Here is a 15,973-nt window from a genome sequence, read left to right as displayed (position 1 = left end):
TACCCGGACCGCGACGCCGCAAACGCCTCAGCCACCATAGGGCGCTGGCGTGAAATTGATTGTTGAGAAGACATGTTTCACTCAGGATAAGTAAGCAAGAAGCCCACCAAGACAGGCCAGAAAGGTGTCAGCTGTCCTAGACATAACTATAAATGACAACTCCACCCGAGATAAGAGAGACACGGACCGTCTTAGATCCGTGTCCTTGTGCCGTCTTAGGCTATGAAATCACCATAGATATCGATTTCAGCGATGTGCAGATAGTGCCCACCCGCATGATCGATGCGAACTTCGTCACCAACTATGCCGCCAACTTCAATCAGCTGGTTGTGTGCGGAAGTCAGGTCGGAGGATGACCAGACCACTGCGCCATCATCCAACACTTCGATGTGAGCTCCGGTCAGACGAGAACTTGTCCAGTTGTCCTGACGGTTCTCAAGATCAATAAACTCAATCAAAGCATCTTCACCCAGATCAATGCTCAACCATGGGGCTGGATCGCTTTTGCCCGTGTGGTTGATTGTATCAACGTCACCATCAAGAACGTCGAATGCGAGGTAATCATCGCTGACGTAGTTGGTTGATTGGTCTGCTGCGCTGGCATTCAGCGCGTCTGTCAGGTTTGTAAGTCCTGCATGATACGCTCGTTCAGCTGCTTGAGCCGCTGCGACAGTTACGTCATAGGTTGCCGTATCGCCTTCATTGGTGGAGATACTCGTTTGGAATGACGATTTGTGGAGGCTTGTTTCCCAGGTTACTGAATTGTCACTATCAATCGAGAGGCTATTGCCTTCATCAGATAGAGAGTTGATCAATGCATCGCGTTCAGACGCCGACAATCCTTCGAAAACGAGCACATCGGCTTTGTCCAGATCGGTTATCGTGTCCTTCCCAGAGTTGGCGGCAAAGACAAAAGTGTCGGCGCCCCCCCCTCCAGTTAACTCATCATCTCCACCAGCACCTGAAAGGATGTTTCGCTCTTCATCACCTTTAATGATATCGTTTCCGTCTGATCCGATCACATTTTCGATGAAGTACAACTTGTCGCTATCTACCTTCGTTATACGTCCGCCCTCATTGTCGGTCTTAATCGAGTAGATCGCACTGGAAACTGAGTAGTAGATGCCAAGATTTTCTTTCCAAATCTTTGTGCCCAAATCAATGTCGACGGAATCAGCTCCAAAGAAAGCTATAGTATCACTATCGGCGGTGCCGTCGAGGTTCTCGCCGCCATTGATGACATCATCGCCTGCACCACCAAACAAAAGATCATCGCCCCCCATACCATACAAATACGCCGTATCAGAATAATATCCCTCCCTGGGGGCAGTTGTGTTGGCTTCGGCTGGCACAAACGCGCCGAGGATGTCGTTCAGATTGGTGCCAATCCACATGTCGTTAGGGGCTTCATTGTCGTAAATCGTCCAACCAGCATAGGCCCCCACATCCATGAATCCCAGATTGGAACCGGCCATTTCACCGACCCATTCACCTAGATCCTGTAGTTCGTCTCCGAAGTAGAGCTTAGATCCATCGTAGTTGACATAGCTTTCCTTCAAACTTGCTTTGAGCGCATCAAAAAAATCACTATTGATCGTAACACCCTTGCCATTTTCGGTCATGTAGTCAGGAAAATAATCTACAAGGTCGTCAGCCCATTGGACGGCAAGGATTTCACGGTCTGCTGTTCCACGGTTGTCCCGTAATGTGAATGCCAAATCGTTAGCAGTCTCCCACTCGAAGGTGTAGTGGGTATTCAGATCAGTCTCGGATGCCGCAATTGGGATCATGATATGATCTTCAAACGGGTTAAAGTCTCTGACCTGAGCTTCGGCAGTCTCGCCCCAGTCTGCATCAATAGTAAAGGTTGTCTTTGATGAGTTGGTAGCTGTGTAGTAAGCATCAAAGCCAGAAGCTATAGTCTTTGCAACTGAACCAATTGCTTTCACGCCCGGTATAATCCCCACTGCGCTGCCTGCTGCATCCAGAATAGATGTCCAATCACTGCCCTTGTTAGGAAAAGCTGCTGATATATCGAGAACAAAATCGCTCGTGTAGTCAGTACTGCCATCGCCAATGATAAACATATCCGCACCAGAACCACCCCAAAGCTGGTCACTTACGGCTTGGTCTTTGAGCGAGCCTGAGGAGATGATATCGTTGCCTTCTCCTCCGTAAATTTTATCAGCGCCCGTGCCACCATCAAGAATATCATTCCCATCATACCCATTGATAATGTCGTCACCTGCACCGCCATAAGCAATGTCGATATTGTCTGCGATGATATCGACATTGGGTGTTGTTTGCACATAGATCGCACCATGTATGGTGTCATTGCCATCACCACCATACATTTCATTGGCGCTGTCTGCTGTAATTCCTGATGTGCCACCCCAGATTATATCGTTGCCCTTGCCACCAAAAATCAGATCAGCCCCTGCGCCACCTTCGATCGTATCTGCGTCATCTCCGCCATCAATGTAATCATCCCCTCCATTACCGACGAGCGTGTCATTTCCGTCACCTCCGTAAAGCTTGTCAGCATGCATTGTGCCTTTCAGCGAGTCATTGCCATCGCCCCCATAGGCCGTAACGCCATAAGACAGACCGTAAAAGTCGGCTGTGTCATCAGTGTAGTTGAAGTCGAAGATCTCAACATTGTGTGCAGTGACGTCCAGGGAGCTGAAATTGATGTGTGAGCTATCTTTCGAATGGCCCCCTTCGACAATGACGGTATTTCCATCGAGAATCTTGAGATCAGTCGAATAATTATTATCTCCACGATATCTCAACGTATCTATGCCTTCATTACCATAATAATGGAGGTTCGAGTTCTTCTTTACACTACTACCGCTCCTTGCTAATGAGTCCAGTGTCACTGAATCATTATGGTCACTGCCTACAAGGTTCGAGTCCTTTTTATTCTTTCTTGCGATCCAGCCGAATGTGTAGCTGCCATCAAGATATGAGTTCTTTGCAGCGATGCTCCAGATTGTATCTGCCATTTTCTAATCCATGTGTCAGTGCATACATTCGTTGTCCGAGCAGATGTCAGGTGAATGTATTGCCGAGTTTCTAAGGACAGAATTGTCCGACTCCTACATGGATACCGCGGGTCTGATTTGAGGTCTCGTGACAAACTGTGACAAACACTTGTCACAGTTTGAGAGGCTGATTAATTCTTCCGGTAGAGTGGAAGGCGAAGCTCAGCGCGCAGCCCGCCTTCAGCGCGGTTAAAAAGTCCTATGGAACCACCTTGGTCAGTTACAATTGTCTTTACGATTGCCAACCCCAAGCCGCTACCGGGTATGTCTGTCGCCAAGCGCTGGAAAGGCTGGAACACACGATCTAGTTCCTCTTCTGGGATGCCTGGGCCATTATCATCAATGGTGATAACCGCTTCATCTCCGTCCTTAGAAACAGTCACATGAGCGGTGCTGCCATACTTGCAAGCATTTTCAACCAGATTGGATAAGCACCTTTGGATAGCATTCACGCGGCATGACACGATAACAGGTGCTGTGTCTGTCATTTCAGCTGCATCTCCCAGCTCACTGCGCTCTTCAATCACCACATCCAGCAGAAGTGTGAGGTCTACACGCTGGAAGTCTCCATCTCGCATCACCGCACGAGAAAAAGCCATAATAGATTCAACAATGCTCTGTATGCGATCTAGACGGGCCTCAATCTGATATCTGGTGGTTTGCGGACCAACGGCATCAACAAGCTGCTTGATCCCTGCCAAAGGACCTTTCAGATCATGAGCAAGACTGCGTAAAAGGCCAATCTGATAATCCACCGCCTGCGTAACGCGCTCATTCATTCGATTGAAAGACCTGATAATCTCACGGGTATCACGCGGTCCCTGCACAATCAAAGAGGAAGTGGTCTCGCCGCGCCCAAGCCGCTCTGCCTGATGAGAAAGGTGCCAAAAAGGTGCCATAACACGCCGACTAATCAGTAAAACTACCGCTGCAATTAAAAGAGAAACCAGACTCGATGTTATAAGCTTCGTGTAGGCTGCATTGATAGGTGGTAAGCGCCTGAGCTGATAAACCGTGAGCCAGTTGCCTGTAGCATCATGGCGCAATGCAACCCTGTACACTTCAGCGCGTGGCCAGGTTCTGAATAAGTTCAGAAGATTGTTTGACGGTGCCGGTTTCTCCTCAAAAACCCATTTTGGGGTCGTCTTCCAATCAAGCTCATTTACCAAAAGAGTACGCGGCGGTTCACCAAGGCCTAACATAGGTGTCTCTTCTGCCACCATTCCGCGGGGAGGAGGAGGAGTTGGAAAGCCTCGTTCTGTCACAACGACTTCTGAGACGGGTAACCCTGCACGGCCATACCAGGTAAGTGCTTCGGCCTCGATATCTGGGCGCCGTTCGTCACCATCAAGTAGAGCTCGCGGAACTCCCCATTCTATATGAACAGCGAGATTAGATAAGGTTTGTGTATATCGGACACGCTGGTTTTCTGGCAGGGCTAAGACACCACTGAAAGACCGACCAGCCAGTGTGAGATGAAGGCTTTTTTGAGCAGCTGTCAGAAGCTGCACATCAGCAACACGCGATACAATTACGTTTACGACTTGAACTGCCAATACCAGCCCAATGACCAAAAACATTAGTTGTTGACCAAGCGTAAGACGCGCTGAAAACCTCATTGATTTCATTTATCTATCTCGGCATTGGGACAAGTTGACACGCAGATGTTACAATATATGCGTGTTGCAAAGTCAATTGGATATCGAAGGTTTAGACCGGATGAGCGAGAGTATTTTGATCGTGGACGACGATCACACCCTCGGAGAAGAGTTGGGGAAGGCTTTGGTTAGCGCTGGCTACACCCCCCATCGGTGTATAAGTGTCCCCGAAGCGCGACAGGTTTGGAACAAGACAAAGTTTGATCTCTGCTTTGTTGACATTGTCATGCCCGGCCCCTCTGGCAAAGTGTTTTGCCGGGAAGTCAGAGAGCGGTCTGACGCTGCCATCATTATGATGAGTTCACTCAGTGACCAGGACACAATCATTGCGTTGCTTGACATTGGCGCCGATGACTACATCGTCAAGCCATTCACTTTTCCGGAGATGTTAGCCCGCGCACGAGCCGTGCTACGTCGTCGTAAAGATCACACTCAACAATATACGGCTTCTGCAATTCAGATTGGAGATTGGACATTTGATCTTCAGCTGCGGCGCATTTCCAACATTAAAGGCCTTACCGTACCGCTCACTCAAAGTGAAGCAGCAGTCCTTCGTTTTTTTGCGCAAAGCCCTGGCGTTGTTTTCTCCCGCGAAGACATACTTGCCGTTGCCAGAACTCGACAGCACGCTGGCAAGGATGATCGTTCTGTTGACACGCTAATTAAGCGCTTGCGGCGAAAGATCGAAATTGAACCTTCAAATCCAATGCACATCCTGACTGAGTGGGGGAAGGGTTATACATTCCAGAACTGATAAGTTGCTAAAGTAAGCCTTACGTAATCTCCAATCAGATGCTCATTGCAACCTCTCTTCTAAAAGTCTTGATTAGCTTGCTCGGGACTAAGTATTTGCCTTTGATAAGATATGTGAGGAAGTTTTCAGAAACTTTGGCCTTCTAGACCAGAAAAAATGCTCTATCGCAGTGTGCAGGCCCTCAAAAGAAAGAAGAGGCGTGTTGGAACTTGCTTAAGCTTGCTGAGACCCAAAATCGATGATTGGGCCCTACTAAGCAGAGGCCACGGCATCATCAATCCAAGTTGGTCTCAACCCTTGATGGAAACGTCCGAAGGTCCGCTCATGGCCCGAACTTCTAGCCATTCCTGACGTGTAGCCACGTGTCTATTACCGACATTGACACTGATATGAAATCTAGCCCGTCTCAGCAAACTCTCAAATTCAGCGCAGGGGTCTCATCGGTTTAACGTTCTCGCAATTTCCGATTGTGTGCATTTCCAACAGGCCTGAGGTGTGAACGGCAACCCACTTAAGCCGGGTCCATGTACCCAGTGCGGACGTAGCTGACATTATCATTTTCTAGCGGCAGCAACTGATTTGGTTGTCTTTCTTGCCACCGAAAAATAACTGGACGCTCCTTTATAAACGTTTTCAGTTTCAATAATCTGAAAATTCTCGGCCGCAACCAGTTCGTCTAAATCGGAACTTTTCAGCCTTCTTATCGGCACTGGGATTATTCCAGTCTTTAGCAGCACCCGCATAAGTAAAATTTGAAGGCCAACCAGGAACGACATTTTCTCCGCCAAACAAGGCGTAACAGAAATAAATAATCCCCCAGGCTTCAATAACTCAAGTATTCTCTGCACAACTCTCTGGGGATCAGGAACTGTGTGCAGCATATTGAAAGCCAGAATTACGTCAAAAGACCTTTGTTGGTATCTTTCATCAAAGATGTCACCCTGTGCGAAGTTTATATTTTCTATGTTGCTAGTGATCGCTTTATCTTCAGCGATTTCAACCATTCTCGACGAGATATCAATCGCGTGAATTTCTTTCACATAGCTGGAAAATTCGCAGGCGGTAGTGCCTGTCCCACATCCATAATCCAAAACAACATCGGTATCCTTGAGGTGTTTTTTTGCGTTTTCCCTGACTCTTCTATGAATGAACTCAAATCGTTCCTCAGTTTTGTCATAATTGCCGGCGGTTTTGTCCCAAAATTCTTTCGGTTTACTCATAATGCAATCTATCTGTTTTACAAAAACTGGGTTGGTTTTCACGGTGATACGGCTAGGCATAAAACTGTGTGTGTCCATTAGCTTTGTTAAATTTTCGAGGTGTGATCCTCTCCAGATTGGCGAGCAATCATATGAAGGTTTCAATTGCGTACCGTAAACGGCCGGCGACAAAGCATCCCTTTCATAGGTATAATAAGTATACACCAATGCTAGGTAAATTGACTATTTTTGTTGGTTTGGTATACGATAACATATGAACTGGCAGGCAATATCCTTCGATTGGAACCAACTGAGAGCATTTCTAGCAACCGCCAAAGAGGGCTCATTCAGTGCTGCAGCACGTGTGCTAAACACAACCCAGCCAACGATAAGTAGGCAACTGTCTGCTCTTGAGGCATCGCTAGGCGTAAGTTTGTTGGAAAGTAATGTGAGGGGGCAAACGCTTACAGCGGCCGGCCAAGAACTGCTGGACCATGCACAAATGATGGGAGAGGCCGCGACCCTCATTTCCATGGTAGCGGATCGTCAGTCACAGGAAGTATCTGGAGAGGTTGCTTTAGCAGCAACAGATCTTATGTCTGCGGCGATACTGCCAGGCATTCTATCTTCGCTGCGGGAAAGTGCGCCGGGCATCACAATTCGCATAAAAGAGTCGAATAATATTCTGAACCTAATGCGGCGTGAGGCAGATATATCTATCCGACACATGCAGCCGACCGAACCGGAGCTCATTGCGCGGCACGTTGGGGACTTACGAGCCAATTTATACGCTTCATGTGCTTATCTTGACAAAGAAGGGCGACCTCGCACATTGCGTGAGGTCGCTGACCACACCTTTATTGGCGTTCCGGATCCGGAACACTTGATTGCTTCGATGCATAACCTTGGTATTCCACTTCGAGCCGAGAACTTTGCAATTCAACCAGATTCCAGCATGGTCACCTGGGAAATGGTAAAAGTTGGTCACGGTGTTTCAATGTTGCCCGAAGTCTTGGGCGAAGTTGAACCGATGGTGGAGAAGGTGTTCGCTGAAGCACCTTCGTTTGAATATCCGATTTGGCTTGTTACACACAAAGAACTTCAAACTAGCCCACGGATTAGAGCTGTGTTTGATTTCCTAGCGAACCAACTTGGGGAAATCGCGCGAATTCGTAGCTAGCAAAATTGATAGATTTGGGCTCTGAATGCCCCTTATCTTATCGGGCGCTCCACATAATTATATACCGAGAAGAGCGTTCCAGAGAGAGCGTAGTCTTATCCGCAAAGACTGGCTCAACCCATGATGGAACCACCTGAGTGGCTGCTTGTGGCCCGCAACAACATTCTACCCCTGCGAATGCCTGTGCGCAATTAAGCTTTTCGATGTGAACTTTAATATTCAAAACTAAGGCGAGGAGCATATTTGCTGCAGCCAGTATGTAACTTTTTTGACAAGTGTCTCTTTTCTGCTGATGTCTGTTATTTGGAGCAATTGTCAATATGAAAGAAAATTACTCACCCACATAAACCATCGTAGGTGCTCATCAATGTGGCACCTACGATGGTTTAAGATTTACGTGAGTTTGACGTTCGCCATCAATGCTTTCGCATGGGCGGTAATGGCATCTAGTCTTGTTCCTGGACGGAACAGGGATGAGCCGATGCCGGCACCGCTGGCTCCCGCTTTCATATAGTCTGCGATGTTGCTTACATCTACGCCGCCAACGGGGAGTAACTTGATCTCTTTTGGGATAACAGCACGAAATGCCCGGATGATTGCCGGTGGACATAGCTCGGCAGGGAAGAGTTTCAGTCCGTCTGCGCCAGCATCCAGTGCTGCGAAGGCTTCTGTTGGCGTGTAGATGCCGGGTAGCCAGCTTAAACCGTACTTTTGCGAAGCAGCACCTACTTCAAGAGAAAAGTTCGGCGCAACGACAAACTCGCCGCCACAGTCTTTCAGCTGGTTCACCTGAGCGGGCTTAAGCACCGTTCCAGCACCAACACAAACAACATCACCCAGCTGTTTTGCAATGCGCTCAATGCTGTCGAAAGGGTCAGGAGAGTTGAGCGGTACTTCCATAATTTTGATGCCGCCTTCAATCAAAGCGGATGCAACATCAATGGCTTCCTCTGGTTTTAATCCACGCAGGATTGCGACCACAGGGGCTTTAGAAAAGATATCTTCAAATTTTGACATCAGTGCTTCCTTCGATATCAAATTAGTTTTCGGGATTGAGCGAGTTCTACAGCGCCGTAAACAACGCCGCCGGGCGGTACCACACGTGACATGCCCCCAAGGATTTCAAAGGCACATTTGTACATATCGGGCAGTGCACCATTTCCGAGAATCAAGATTGGTTCTTGTGAGGGCAGGAGCTCTCCAATCTCGGCACCAATCAGCATACCGCTCAGATAAGACGCTGCTTTTTCTTCTGGTAACTGATCCACCAGCACACGAGACCTTGCGGTGAACACACGGTTGAGCAGCGCACCTGCTTTCCCTTCGCGCGCACCAATGCGCACCCCCTCTTCAAACCAGTCACACAGTGCTGTTGTCTTTCCAAATGCACCGAGGATCGATGCTGAGGTCAAAGCATGGAACATGTCACCTGTCAGGTAGGTTTTGTAAGCAGTGATGGCACCATCCTGAACCGAGACATGCTTGGAATGCGTGCCCGGAATAACCATGGCCGCATTATTCAGCGCAAGCATCTCTATGGCACCAAAAATCTCGGTTTCTTCACCGCGCATCACATCGGCATTTTCGCCCACAGCCATAATGCCTGGTATGAACCAGATCTCACCCAAGCCCTCAACCATCATCGAGACCATATCTTGAGAAAGAGCACTCGGCCTTGTTGGCATGGTTGCATAAGGCACCTCCAGCCAACCGTTGCGTGATCCAATCATACCAGAAAGGATAATCGGCAAATCACTCCGGTATCCTTCAAGTTTGGTGATATTGGTCTTCAGGACCTGTTCGAAGCGATCTTTTGCCGCCAGAATACCTTCTGATGTGGCTATCGTGTCGATGACTTGTGCATCTGATGTGACCGTGCGTGCTCTGAAAGAGCTGGTGCCCCAGTCTACGGCAATCAGAACCGCGACCTTTTCGTTCGTCATTAGTGTCTCCACATGCCAAGACCAGTCATTGTCCTGGCAGTTGAGGCCTGCTGTTCTTGCAAGCAAACCTCTGGAGATAAGCCCTAAAGGCTGGAGATGTCAGATACGCCCTTGTCGAAGGTTCGTATGTAGCGGCCGATGTGGAACCCAAGTGTGTCTAGTGCTGCTGCAATATCATCGCGGGCCAGTGCCTCTACCATTGCTCCATGCTCTTCAAACGACTTATCTGTTTGAATGACGTCCTTCCCCAGATGCGTACGGATCGCAGCTATTTTGGCTTCAATCAGGCTGTAGCCTTTGATCAGATAGCGGTTCTTGCAAAGGTCAAACATGACCCGGTGGAACTCGATATCTAATTGCAGGTAACGGCTGATGTCATCCTTCTCTTTTGCAGGAACCATTTCTTCACGAATTGCACTCAACCGTTTCACGAGCTCAACTTTGTTGCGCTCATATGCCAACTGAAGGGCGGCGCGCTCCAGAATGACACGATGCTCTGTCAGTTCAACATTATCCAGTCCACTGAGCGTGAACACAAAGGTGCCATGCTGCGGGAACACTTCCACCAGCCCTTCAACACGCATTTGTGCAAGGGCATGACGGATCGGGGTCTTACTGATATTCAGATACTCGGCGAGCTTTTGCTCAGAGAGTGCTTCTCCAAGTTTGAATACGCCCTTCATGATGGCCTCACGCAGTTTTGTGGTTGCCAAATCAGACAGGGAGACTGGACGAAGAGTTTCTTCCATTAGGTGTATACTTCACTTAGAGAGATCGGTTAGTGGGTCCTCATGCAAAAGGCACGAAACGCAAGCTAGGGTATAAGACGGTGACATACAGTCATCAAGGACTGTTCTTTGGTTTTCTTTCACGAATTGGCGTAGATGGCCGGAGTTGCAAAGAAAATCAGCACTCCCGACCAAAAGCAGATTAGATCCGGCCAAACTCGGCAAGAAGATCTTCTACAGTCTTTCCTTTAGCCACCCATTTGCGGGTTTCTTCTTCGCGGTCCGCCTGTTCTTTCGCCAGTTTCACAACTTCCTCGGCTTTTTCCAGCGGCACAACGGTGACGCCCATAAGATCAGCAACGATGAAGTCACCCGGCTTTACAACAACACCGCCGCATTGGATTGGCACGTTGATGGAAAGCTCTTCCTTGCGGCCAGAGAACATGGTGTGTGTGCCGCGAGGCGTGATCGCACGGGTCCAGATTGGCCAGTTGATGTCTTCCAGCTCGTCCGTATCACGGCCAGCACCATCCACGATCATGCCACGAATGCCGCGGTTTTGAGCCAGACCGCCCATGAGACCACCGCATACGGAGGTGTTGACATCACCGCCTGCATCCACAACGATCACATCGCCCGGCTGACCCATTTCAAGTGCCTTCAAAGGATCAACCAGATCACCTTTTGAGAGCTGAGCGGTGATCGCCTGACCACAGACCTTTGCGCGGAACGGAGGTTTGATGCCGCTGTCCATAACGCCGGTGCGGTACTGCACATCTGCAAACACTGCGGTTGCGGAGTAGCATTTCAGGACTTCGTCAAACTTTTCCAGCAGGTTTGGGCGACGCTCGAACTCGTTGAATACTTTAAGCATTGTAGCTTCCTTATGATTTTATTTGGCCTGAAGGCGTTCTAGGTTGACGGTGTATTCGGCAGGCTTGCCGGTCAGCACGAGGGCGACCTGACGGGCGGCGGTTTCGCGGGCCTGACGAATGGATTCCTCTGAGTAGTAAGCTGCGTGTGGGGTCACGATCACATTTGGCAGCGTGAACAGAGGATTGTCGGCAGGGTCCCAGGACGCGCGTTTGGCTGGCTCTTCTTCAGGATCATCCAGACCAGCACCTGCCAGCGTTCCTTCGGTCAATGCTTTGTAGAGCGCTTTGTTATCGATGGTTGGACCGCGGCCTGTGTTGATGACGATGGCCCCCGGTTTCATGGCAGCAAACTCAGCATCCGACAGGAAGTGACGGGTTTGCTGTGTCATTGGCACCTGCATGCAGATGTAGTCAGATTGTGCCAGCAGCTCGTCTTTGTTGACGAGACGACCGCCGTGTTCTTTCACGATCGTCTCATCCACGAACGGATCATAGACAATCAGTTCCACGCCGAAGGCTTTTGCTCGCTGCGCGATGGCCTGACCAATCTTGCCAAAGGATACCAGACCAAAGGTGCGGTCTCTCAGGCGATGAACCGGCTGACCTGACTGCCAGCGCCAGATGCCAAAGTGGGTGGCCTTGTTGTAGTCCTGCAACTTGCGCACAAGGGTCAGCCACAGCGAAATTGCATGGTCCGCTACTTCTTCAGTGCAGTAATCCTGCACGTTGGTGACGAGGATGCCCTTGTCGGTCGCCGCATCAACATCAACAATATCGACACCAACACCATAGCGGGCAATCACCTTACACTGCTCCATCTTTTCGATGGTGCGTGCGCCAACTTTTGCGTACTGGTTCATGATTGCCGCGCAGTCGCGGGCTTCTTCAAAAAGATCTTCTTCGCACTTTGCCTGCAAAGCCACCACACGGGCGCCAGCTGCTTCAAGGATCTTGCGTTCGACCTCGTAGTCACCGTAATCATAGTCAGAGATAATGACTTTGGGTGCTTCGGACATTGTTATAACTCCTTGATTTACCAAAGCGACGGAAGAGTGAGAGAGATTGCGGGCACATAAGTGACCAGCAGCAGCAGCACCAGCATTCCGATAAAGAATGGCAAGATTGCTTTACTGAGGTTCTCGATAGAGACGCCCGAAATACCACTGGCAACAAAGAGGTTGACGCCAAGAGGAGGGGTACAGAACCCGATCGCCAGATTAACTGTCAGGATCACACCAAACACGATCGGATCGACACCAAGTGCTGTCACAACCGGCAGCAGGATCGGGGTCATGATGATGATCGAGGAAATAGTTTCCATGAACATGCCGACGATCAGCAGTACGATGTTGATCAGCAGCAGGATGACAATCGGGTTATCTGAGAAACTGGTTAGAGAGCGGGCCAGATCGGCAGGCAGCTGAGCGATGGTGATCAGGCGACCAAAGGCGGTTGCCATGATAACAAGGATCAGGATTGTGCCACTGGTTTTTGCGCTTTCTGCAAGTATGTTGAACAGGTCCCTGAAGGCAATATCCTTGTAAAGGAACAGACCAATAAACGTTGCATAAACAACCGCAACCGCGCCAGCTTCTGTCGGGGTGAACACACCACTGTAGATGCCACCAAGAATGATGCCGGGAACCAGCAAAGACCAGGTGGCTTCTTTAAAGCTGACCCAGATGTTGGCTGGTTCAAACTTCGTGGTGGACTGGGCGATCTTCTCGTCATTGCGCAGCAGGTAACGTGCTGTACTCATGAAGACGAGCGCAAACAGAACACCAGGAATGATCCCAGCCAGGAACAGCTTGCCGATGGAGACTTCAGCAGTCACACCGTAGATGATGAAGGGAATGCTCGGAGGAATAAGCACGCCAATCATACCGGCAGAGGCTGTCAAAGCGCCTGAGAACGGGCGTTTGTAGCCGACTTTTTCCATCTCTGGGATGAGGTTGGAACCGATCGCCGCAACAGTTGCCGGAGCAGAGCCAGAGATTGCAGCAAAGAACACGCACGCCAGCACATTCACATAAGCAAGACCGGCACGGATATGCCCAATCAAGGCGTTGGAGAAAGACACCAAGCGGCGTGACATGCCGCCATGCTGCATCAAGTCACCCGCCAGAATGAACAGTGGCACCGCAATCAGGGGGAATGAATCAGCGCCCGTGACCACAGAGCGGGAGAGGAGCACAAGGGGGGGAGTGCCATCGACAAACACCATGACGATCATGGAGGAAAGGCCAAGGCAAATCCCGATAGGAATGCTGAAGAACAGCAGTATTACCAGGCTGATAAAGAGGATACCTGCAATCATGACAGATCTCCGGTTTTATGAGGTGCAACCAGTTGGCGAACGGTTTTGAGGATGTTCTGAGCAATGCGGAAGGAAGACAGCACAGCTCCAACAGGGGCCGAGGCATACAGAATGGGGATTGGGAAGCCGAGAACGACAGACTTTTGATGAGCCACAAAAGGCGCCATGATCAACTTGATGCACTCAACGGAAAGGACGCAAAGGAACGCAAGAACAGCAAGATCTACGGCCAGTTCCAGCCAAAGTTGCTTGCGCTCGCTGAGAGCGGTTTTGAAGATTGTGATGCGCACATGGTCTCTGCGGTGAAACGCATAGCTGACCGAAAGCCAGATGAACCAGACGAAGATCCACAAGGTCAACTCTTCGCCCCATGAGAGCGAGGCATTCATGACGTAGCGCATGAACACATTTGCGGAGATCAGCAATACCATTCCAGCCAGAAGCGAGGCAATAAGAACCCGTTCCAAATTGGCGTTAAGCCATTTGAGGTAAGACATTTTTCCTCCTGCGAGGACTTATTTTTTGGGGAAGACGGAGGAGTGCTCAGACAAGCACTCCAACCAGAGTTTTACTCAGCTGTTGCCTTTGCAACGGCTTCAACCCATGCGTCGTATGCATCAGGACCAATGGTGTCTCTGTACTGAGCACGCACACCCTCGGTCATTTCGCTGAAGGTCGCACGTTGTTCTGGGGAAAGGTTCATCACTTTAACGCCAGAAGCTTCAATGCGCTTTAGCTGTTCGGACTCTTCTGCGTTCACTAGCCCCTGCTGGTAGTCAGCAGTCTTTGCCATAGCATCACGAATAAGCTGCTGCTGATCTGCCGGCAGCCCATCAAAGAAAGGCTTACTGACAACTGGCAGATACACTGTAAAGACGTGGCCGGTCAGAGACAGGTTGCTTTGCACCTCATAGAAGCGCTGGGAGTCGATGATTGCGATCGGGTTTTCCTGACCATCAATCACACCCTGTTGCAGCGCTGAGTACACTTCACCAAAATTCATTGGAGTCGGGTTTGCACCAAGAGCGGTGAAGGTATCAACGTGTGCAGGCACCTGCATGGTGCGCAGCTTAACGCCCTTCAGGTCTTCAGGTTTTTCAATCGGGCGCACATTGTTTGTAATGTTGCGCATACCCAACTCGAGGTAACCCAGACCAACGAGTCCCTGATTATCAAGGCGGTTAAGCATATCCTTGCCTGCTGGACCGTTCATGACATCCAGAGCAATTTGCTTACTTGCGTACATATAAGGAAGCTCAATCACAGCAAACGCAGGATCCCAACCCGCGAAGATTGCCGAAGGAGAGACTGCCATTTGCAGAATGCCGGTCTGAACGCTCTCGATCATTTCACGATCCGGACCAAGTTGAGAATTCGGGAAAATCTGCACTTCAAGTTCGTTTTTGGAACCGGTTTCGATCAGCTCTTTGAAATGCTCGATCGCTCTGTGCATGTGGAACTGTTCGTTGGTTCCGTGCCCAAGTTTAATGATGGTTTTAGCTGACGCGCCGAATGCTAGCCCCACAGACAACGCTACGCCCAGACAAATTGCAGACTTCTTAAACAAGACGTCCTCCCTAATTTTGATTGGCTGCTCCCTGCAACCCATCATTGCTATACTACTATACCAATGAATTTGAAAATACGTCTTTATACGTAATTTAGCTCAGCAAAAGATGCGTAAACAATCGCGAGAAGCGTTGGAAGAAAAGTCCTAGAGATATAAGTGAGTTAAGGAGACCTAGGTACTAACACGCGCGTGAGGGATTCCCACCAGAGAGAATTGCCCGATCACGTCGTTGGTCCAAAATGTATAGCCTGGATTGCCCACCTGAGCTTCTGGCACACATTTCTCCGCTGGGATGGGCTCATATCTTGCTGACAGGAGAATATGGGTGGCTGAAACGATGAGACACTCGACTTAGCATACTATTCTGCCCCTACCTGAAACGACCTCAATGGGGACATTATTGTCATTTTGCACCTGCAGATGCGTACCCTCAGGAAAATGACCGCGGTAATGAGCTAATCGCACAGTTCTCACGCCTTAACTGGTGTGAGGCGGGGTTCTTGACAAAGCTCGTTTGTCTAGAACGCCGGGATGTTTCTTCAACTCTAGGGAGAACCTCTTGAATGTCCGCAGTTGGCGGTGGGCTCAACTAATCGCTGCAATACATTCGGCAAACTTCTCAGCTACAAGGGGGACGTCGATCTGGAGGCAAAACTCAACCAGTGGGAGTGATTTTACAACCTTCACCGGCCGCTTACGAAGCAC

The 15,973-nt window shown here is 49.6% G+C and carries 13 protein-coding genes; 2 read left to right on the top strand and 11 right to left on the bottom strand.

The window, feature by feature from the left end; all coding sequences use genetic code 11:
- Positions 1-215: 215 nt before the first annotated feature.
- Together PsAD13_RS27170 and PsAD13_RS27165 are read right to left on the bottom strand one after the other, a co-directional pair.
- Positions 216-3,005: a discoidin domain-containing protein gene (locus tag PsAD13_RS27170; protein ID WP_063320103.1), complete on the bottom strand. Its 2,790-nt coding sequence runs from the start codon at positions 3,003-3,005 to the stop codon at positions 216-218.
- 170 nt (positions 3,006-3,175) lie between these two features.
- A complete protein-coding gene (locus tag PsAD13_RS27165) occupies positions 3,176-4,600 on the bottom strand; it encodes a HAMP domain-containing sensor histidine kinase (protein WP_193777114.1) in 1,425 nt (474 codons plus the stop codon).
- Positions 4,601-4,763: 163 nt separating this feature from the next.
- On the opposite strand from PsAD13_RS27165, the gene PsAD13_RS27160 reads away from it, so the two are divergent.
- Entirely contained in the window at positions 4,764-5,456 is a 693-nt protein-coding gene (locus tag PsAD13_RS27160) for a response regulator transcription factor (RefSeq protein ID WP_063286986.1), read from the top strand.
- Between the two features lie 554 nt (positions 5,457-6,010).
- Here PsAD13_RS27160 and PsAD13_RS27155 read toward each other — a convergent pair.
- Entirely contained in the window at positions 6,011-6,676 is a 666-nt protein-coding gene (locus tag PsAD13_RS27155; RefSeq protein ID WP_063320105.1) for a class I SAM-dependent methyltransferase, read from the bottom strand.
- Positions 6,677-6,929: 253 nt separating this feature from the next.
- On the opposite strand from PsAD13_RS27155, the gene PsAD13_RS27150 reads away from it, so the two are divergent.
- Positions 6,930-7,835: a LysR family transcriptional regulator gene (locus PsAD13_RS27150; RefSeq protein WP_063320101.1), complete on the top strand. Its 906-nt coding sequence runs from the start codon at positions 6,930-6,932 to the stop codon at positions 7,833-7,835.
- A 393-nt stretch (positions 7,836-8,228) separates the two neighbouring features.
- Here the strand turns inward: PsAD13_RS27150 and PsAD13_RS27145 are convergent, their stop codons facing one another.
- From PsAD13_RS27145 to PsAD13_RS27110, 8 genes are all read right to left on the bottom strand, one after another.
- Positions 8,229-8,852 (bottom strand): 2-dehydro-3-deoxy-6-phosphogalactonate aldolase, encoded by a 624-nt coding sequence (locus PsAD13_RS27145; RefSeq protein ID WP_063320100.1) that lies wholly within the window; start codon positions 8,850-8,852, stop codon positions 8,229-8,231.
- 17 nt (positions 8,853-8,869) lie between these two features.
- Positions 8,870-9,778 (bottom strand): 2-dehydro-3-deoxygalactonokinase, encoded by a 909-nt coding sequence (locus PsAD13_RS27140; protein WP_084404854.1) that lies wholly within the window; start codon positions 9,776-9,778, stop codon positions 8,870-8,872.
- 83 nt (positions 9,779-9,861) lie between these two features.
- Positions 9,862-10,527: a GntR family transcriptional regulator gene (locus PsAD13_RS27135; RefSeq protein ID WP_063320099.1), complete on the bottom strand. Its 666-nt coding sequence runs from the start codon at positions 10,525-10,527 to the stop codon at positions 9,862-9,864.
- A 181-nt stretch (positions 10,528-10,708) separates the two neighbouring features.
- Complete coding sequence (locus PsAD13_RS27130; protein WP_063320098.1) at positions 10,709-11,380, bottom strand: RraA family protein; 672 nt, start codon at positions 11,378-11,380, stop codon at positions 10,709-10,711.
- Positions 11,381-11,398: 18 nt separating this feature from the next.
- Positions 11,399-12,397 (bottom strand): C-terminal binding protein, encoded by a 999-nt coding sequence (locus tag PsAD13_RS27125; RefSeq protein ID WP_082830996.1) that lies wholly within the window; start codon positions 12,395-12,397, stop codon positions 11,399-11,401.
- A gap of 17 nt (positions 12,398-12,414) precedes the next feature.
- Complete coding sequence (locus PsAD13_RS27120) at positions 12,415-13,698, bottom strand: TRAP transporter large permease (RefSeq protein WP_063320097.1); 1,284 nt, start codon at positions 13,696-13,698, stop codon at positions 12,415-12,417.
- The gene (locus tag PsAD13_RS27115; protein ID WP_063289662.1) at positions 13,695-14,195 is read right to left on the bottom strand and encodes a TRAP transporter small permease; all 501 of its coding nucleotides are present in this window, start codon (positions 14,193-14,195) and stop codon (positions 13,695-13,697) included. The genes PsAD13_RS27120 and PsAD13_RS27115 overlap by 4 nt, the downstream gene beginning before the upstream one ends.
- Positions 14,196-14,266: 71 nt before the next feature.
- Positions 14,267-15,265, bottom strand: coding sequence for a TRAP transporter substrate-binding protein (locus PsAD13_RS27110; RefSeq protein ID WP_063320096.1), 999 nt, complete (start codon positions 15,263-15,265; stop codon positions 14,267-14,269).
- Positions 15,266-15,973 lie beyond the last annotated feature (708 nt).

This window comes from Pseudovibrio sp. Ad13 (genome assembly GCF_001623225.1).
GTDB lineage: Bacteria > Pseudomonadota > Alphaproteobacteria > Rhizobiales > Stappiaceae > Pseudovibrio.
Note: the sequence above shows the minus strand (reverse complement) of the source record. Positions and strands in the feature narration are given on the sequence as shown.

Excerpts from the sequence above, each read along its gene's own strand:
- PsAD13_RS27170 (WP_063320103.1), bottom strand. The coding sequence starts at position 3,005 with ATGGCAGATACAATCTGGAGCATCGCTGCAAAGAACTCATATCTTGAT.
- PsAD13_RS27160 (WP_063286986.1), top strand. The coding sequence starts at position 4,764 with ATGAGCGAGAGTATTTTGATCGTGGACGACGATCACACCCTCGGAGAA.
- PsAD13_RS27155 (WP_063320105.1), bottom strand. The coding sequence starts at position 6,676 with ATGAGTAAACCGAAAGAATTTTGGGACAAAACCGCCGGCAATTATGAC.
- PsAD13_RS27150 (WP_063320101.1), top strand. The coding sequence starts at position 6,930 with ATGAACTGGCAGGCAATATCCTTCGATTGGAACCAACTGAGAGCATTT.
- PsAD13_RS27145 (WP_063320100.1), bottom strand. The coding sequence starts at position 8,852 with ATGTCAAAATTTGAAGATATCTTTTCTAAAGCCCCTGTGGTCGCAATC.
- PsAD13_RS27140 (WP_084404854.1), bottom strand. The coding sequence starts at position 9,778 with ATGACGAACGAAAAGGTCGCGGTTCTGATTGCCGTAGACTGGGGCACC.
- PsAD13_RS27135 (WP_063320099.1), bottom strand. The coding sequence starts at position 10,527 with ATGGAAGAAACTCTTCGTCCAGTCTCCCTGTCTGATTTGGCAACCACA.
- PsAD13_RS27130 (WP_063320098.1), bottom strand. The coding sequence starts at position 11,380 with ATGCTTAAAGTATTCAACGAGTTCGAGCGTCGCCCAAACCTGCTGGAA.
- PsAD13_RS27125 (WP_082830996.1), bottom strand. The coding sequence starts at position 12,397 with ATGTCCGAAGCACCCAAAGTCATTATCTCTGACTATGATTACGGTGAC.
- PsAD13_RS27120 (WP_063320097.1), bottom strand. The coding sequence starts at position 13,698 with ATGATTGCAGGTATCCTCTTTATCAGCCTGGTAATACTGCTGTTCTTC.
- PsAD13_RS27115 (WP_063289662.1), bottom strand. The coding sequence starts at position 14,195 with ATGTCTTACCTCAAATGGCTTAACGCCAATTTGGAACGGGTTCTTATT.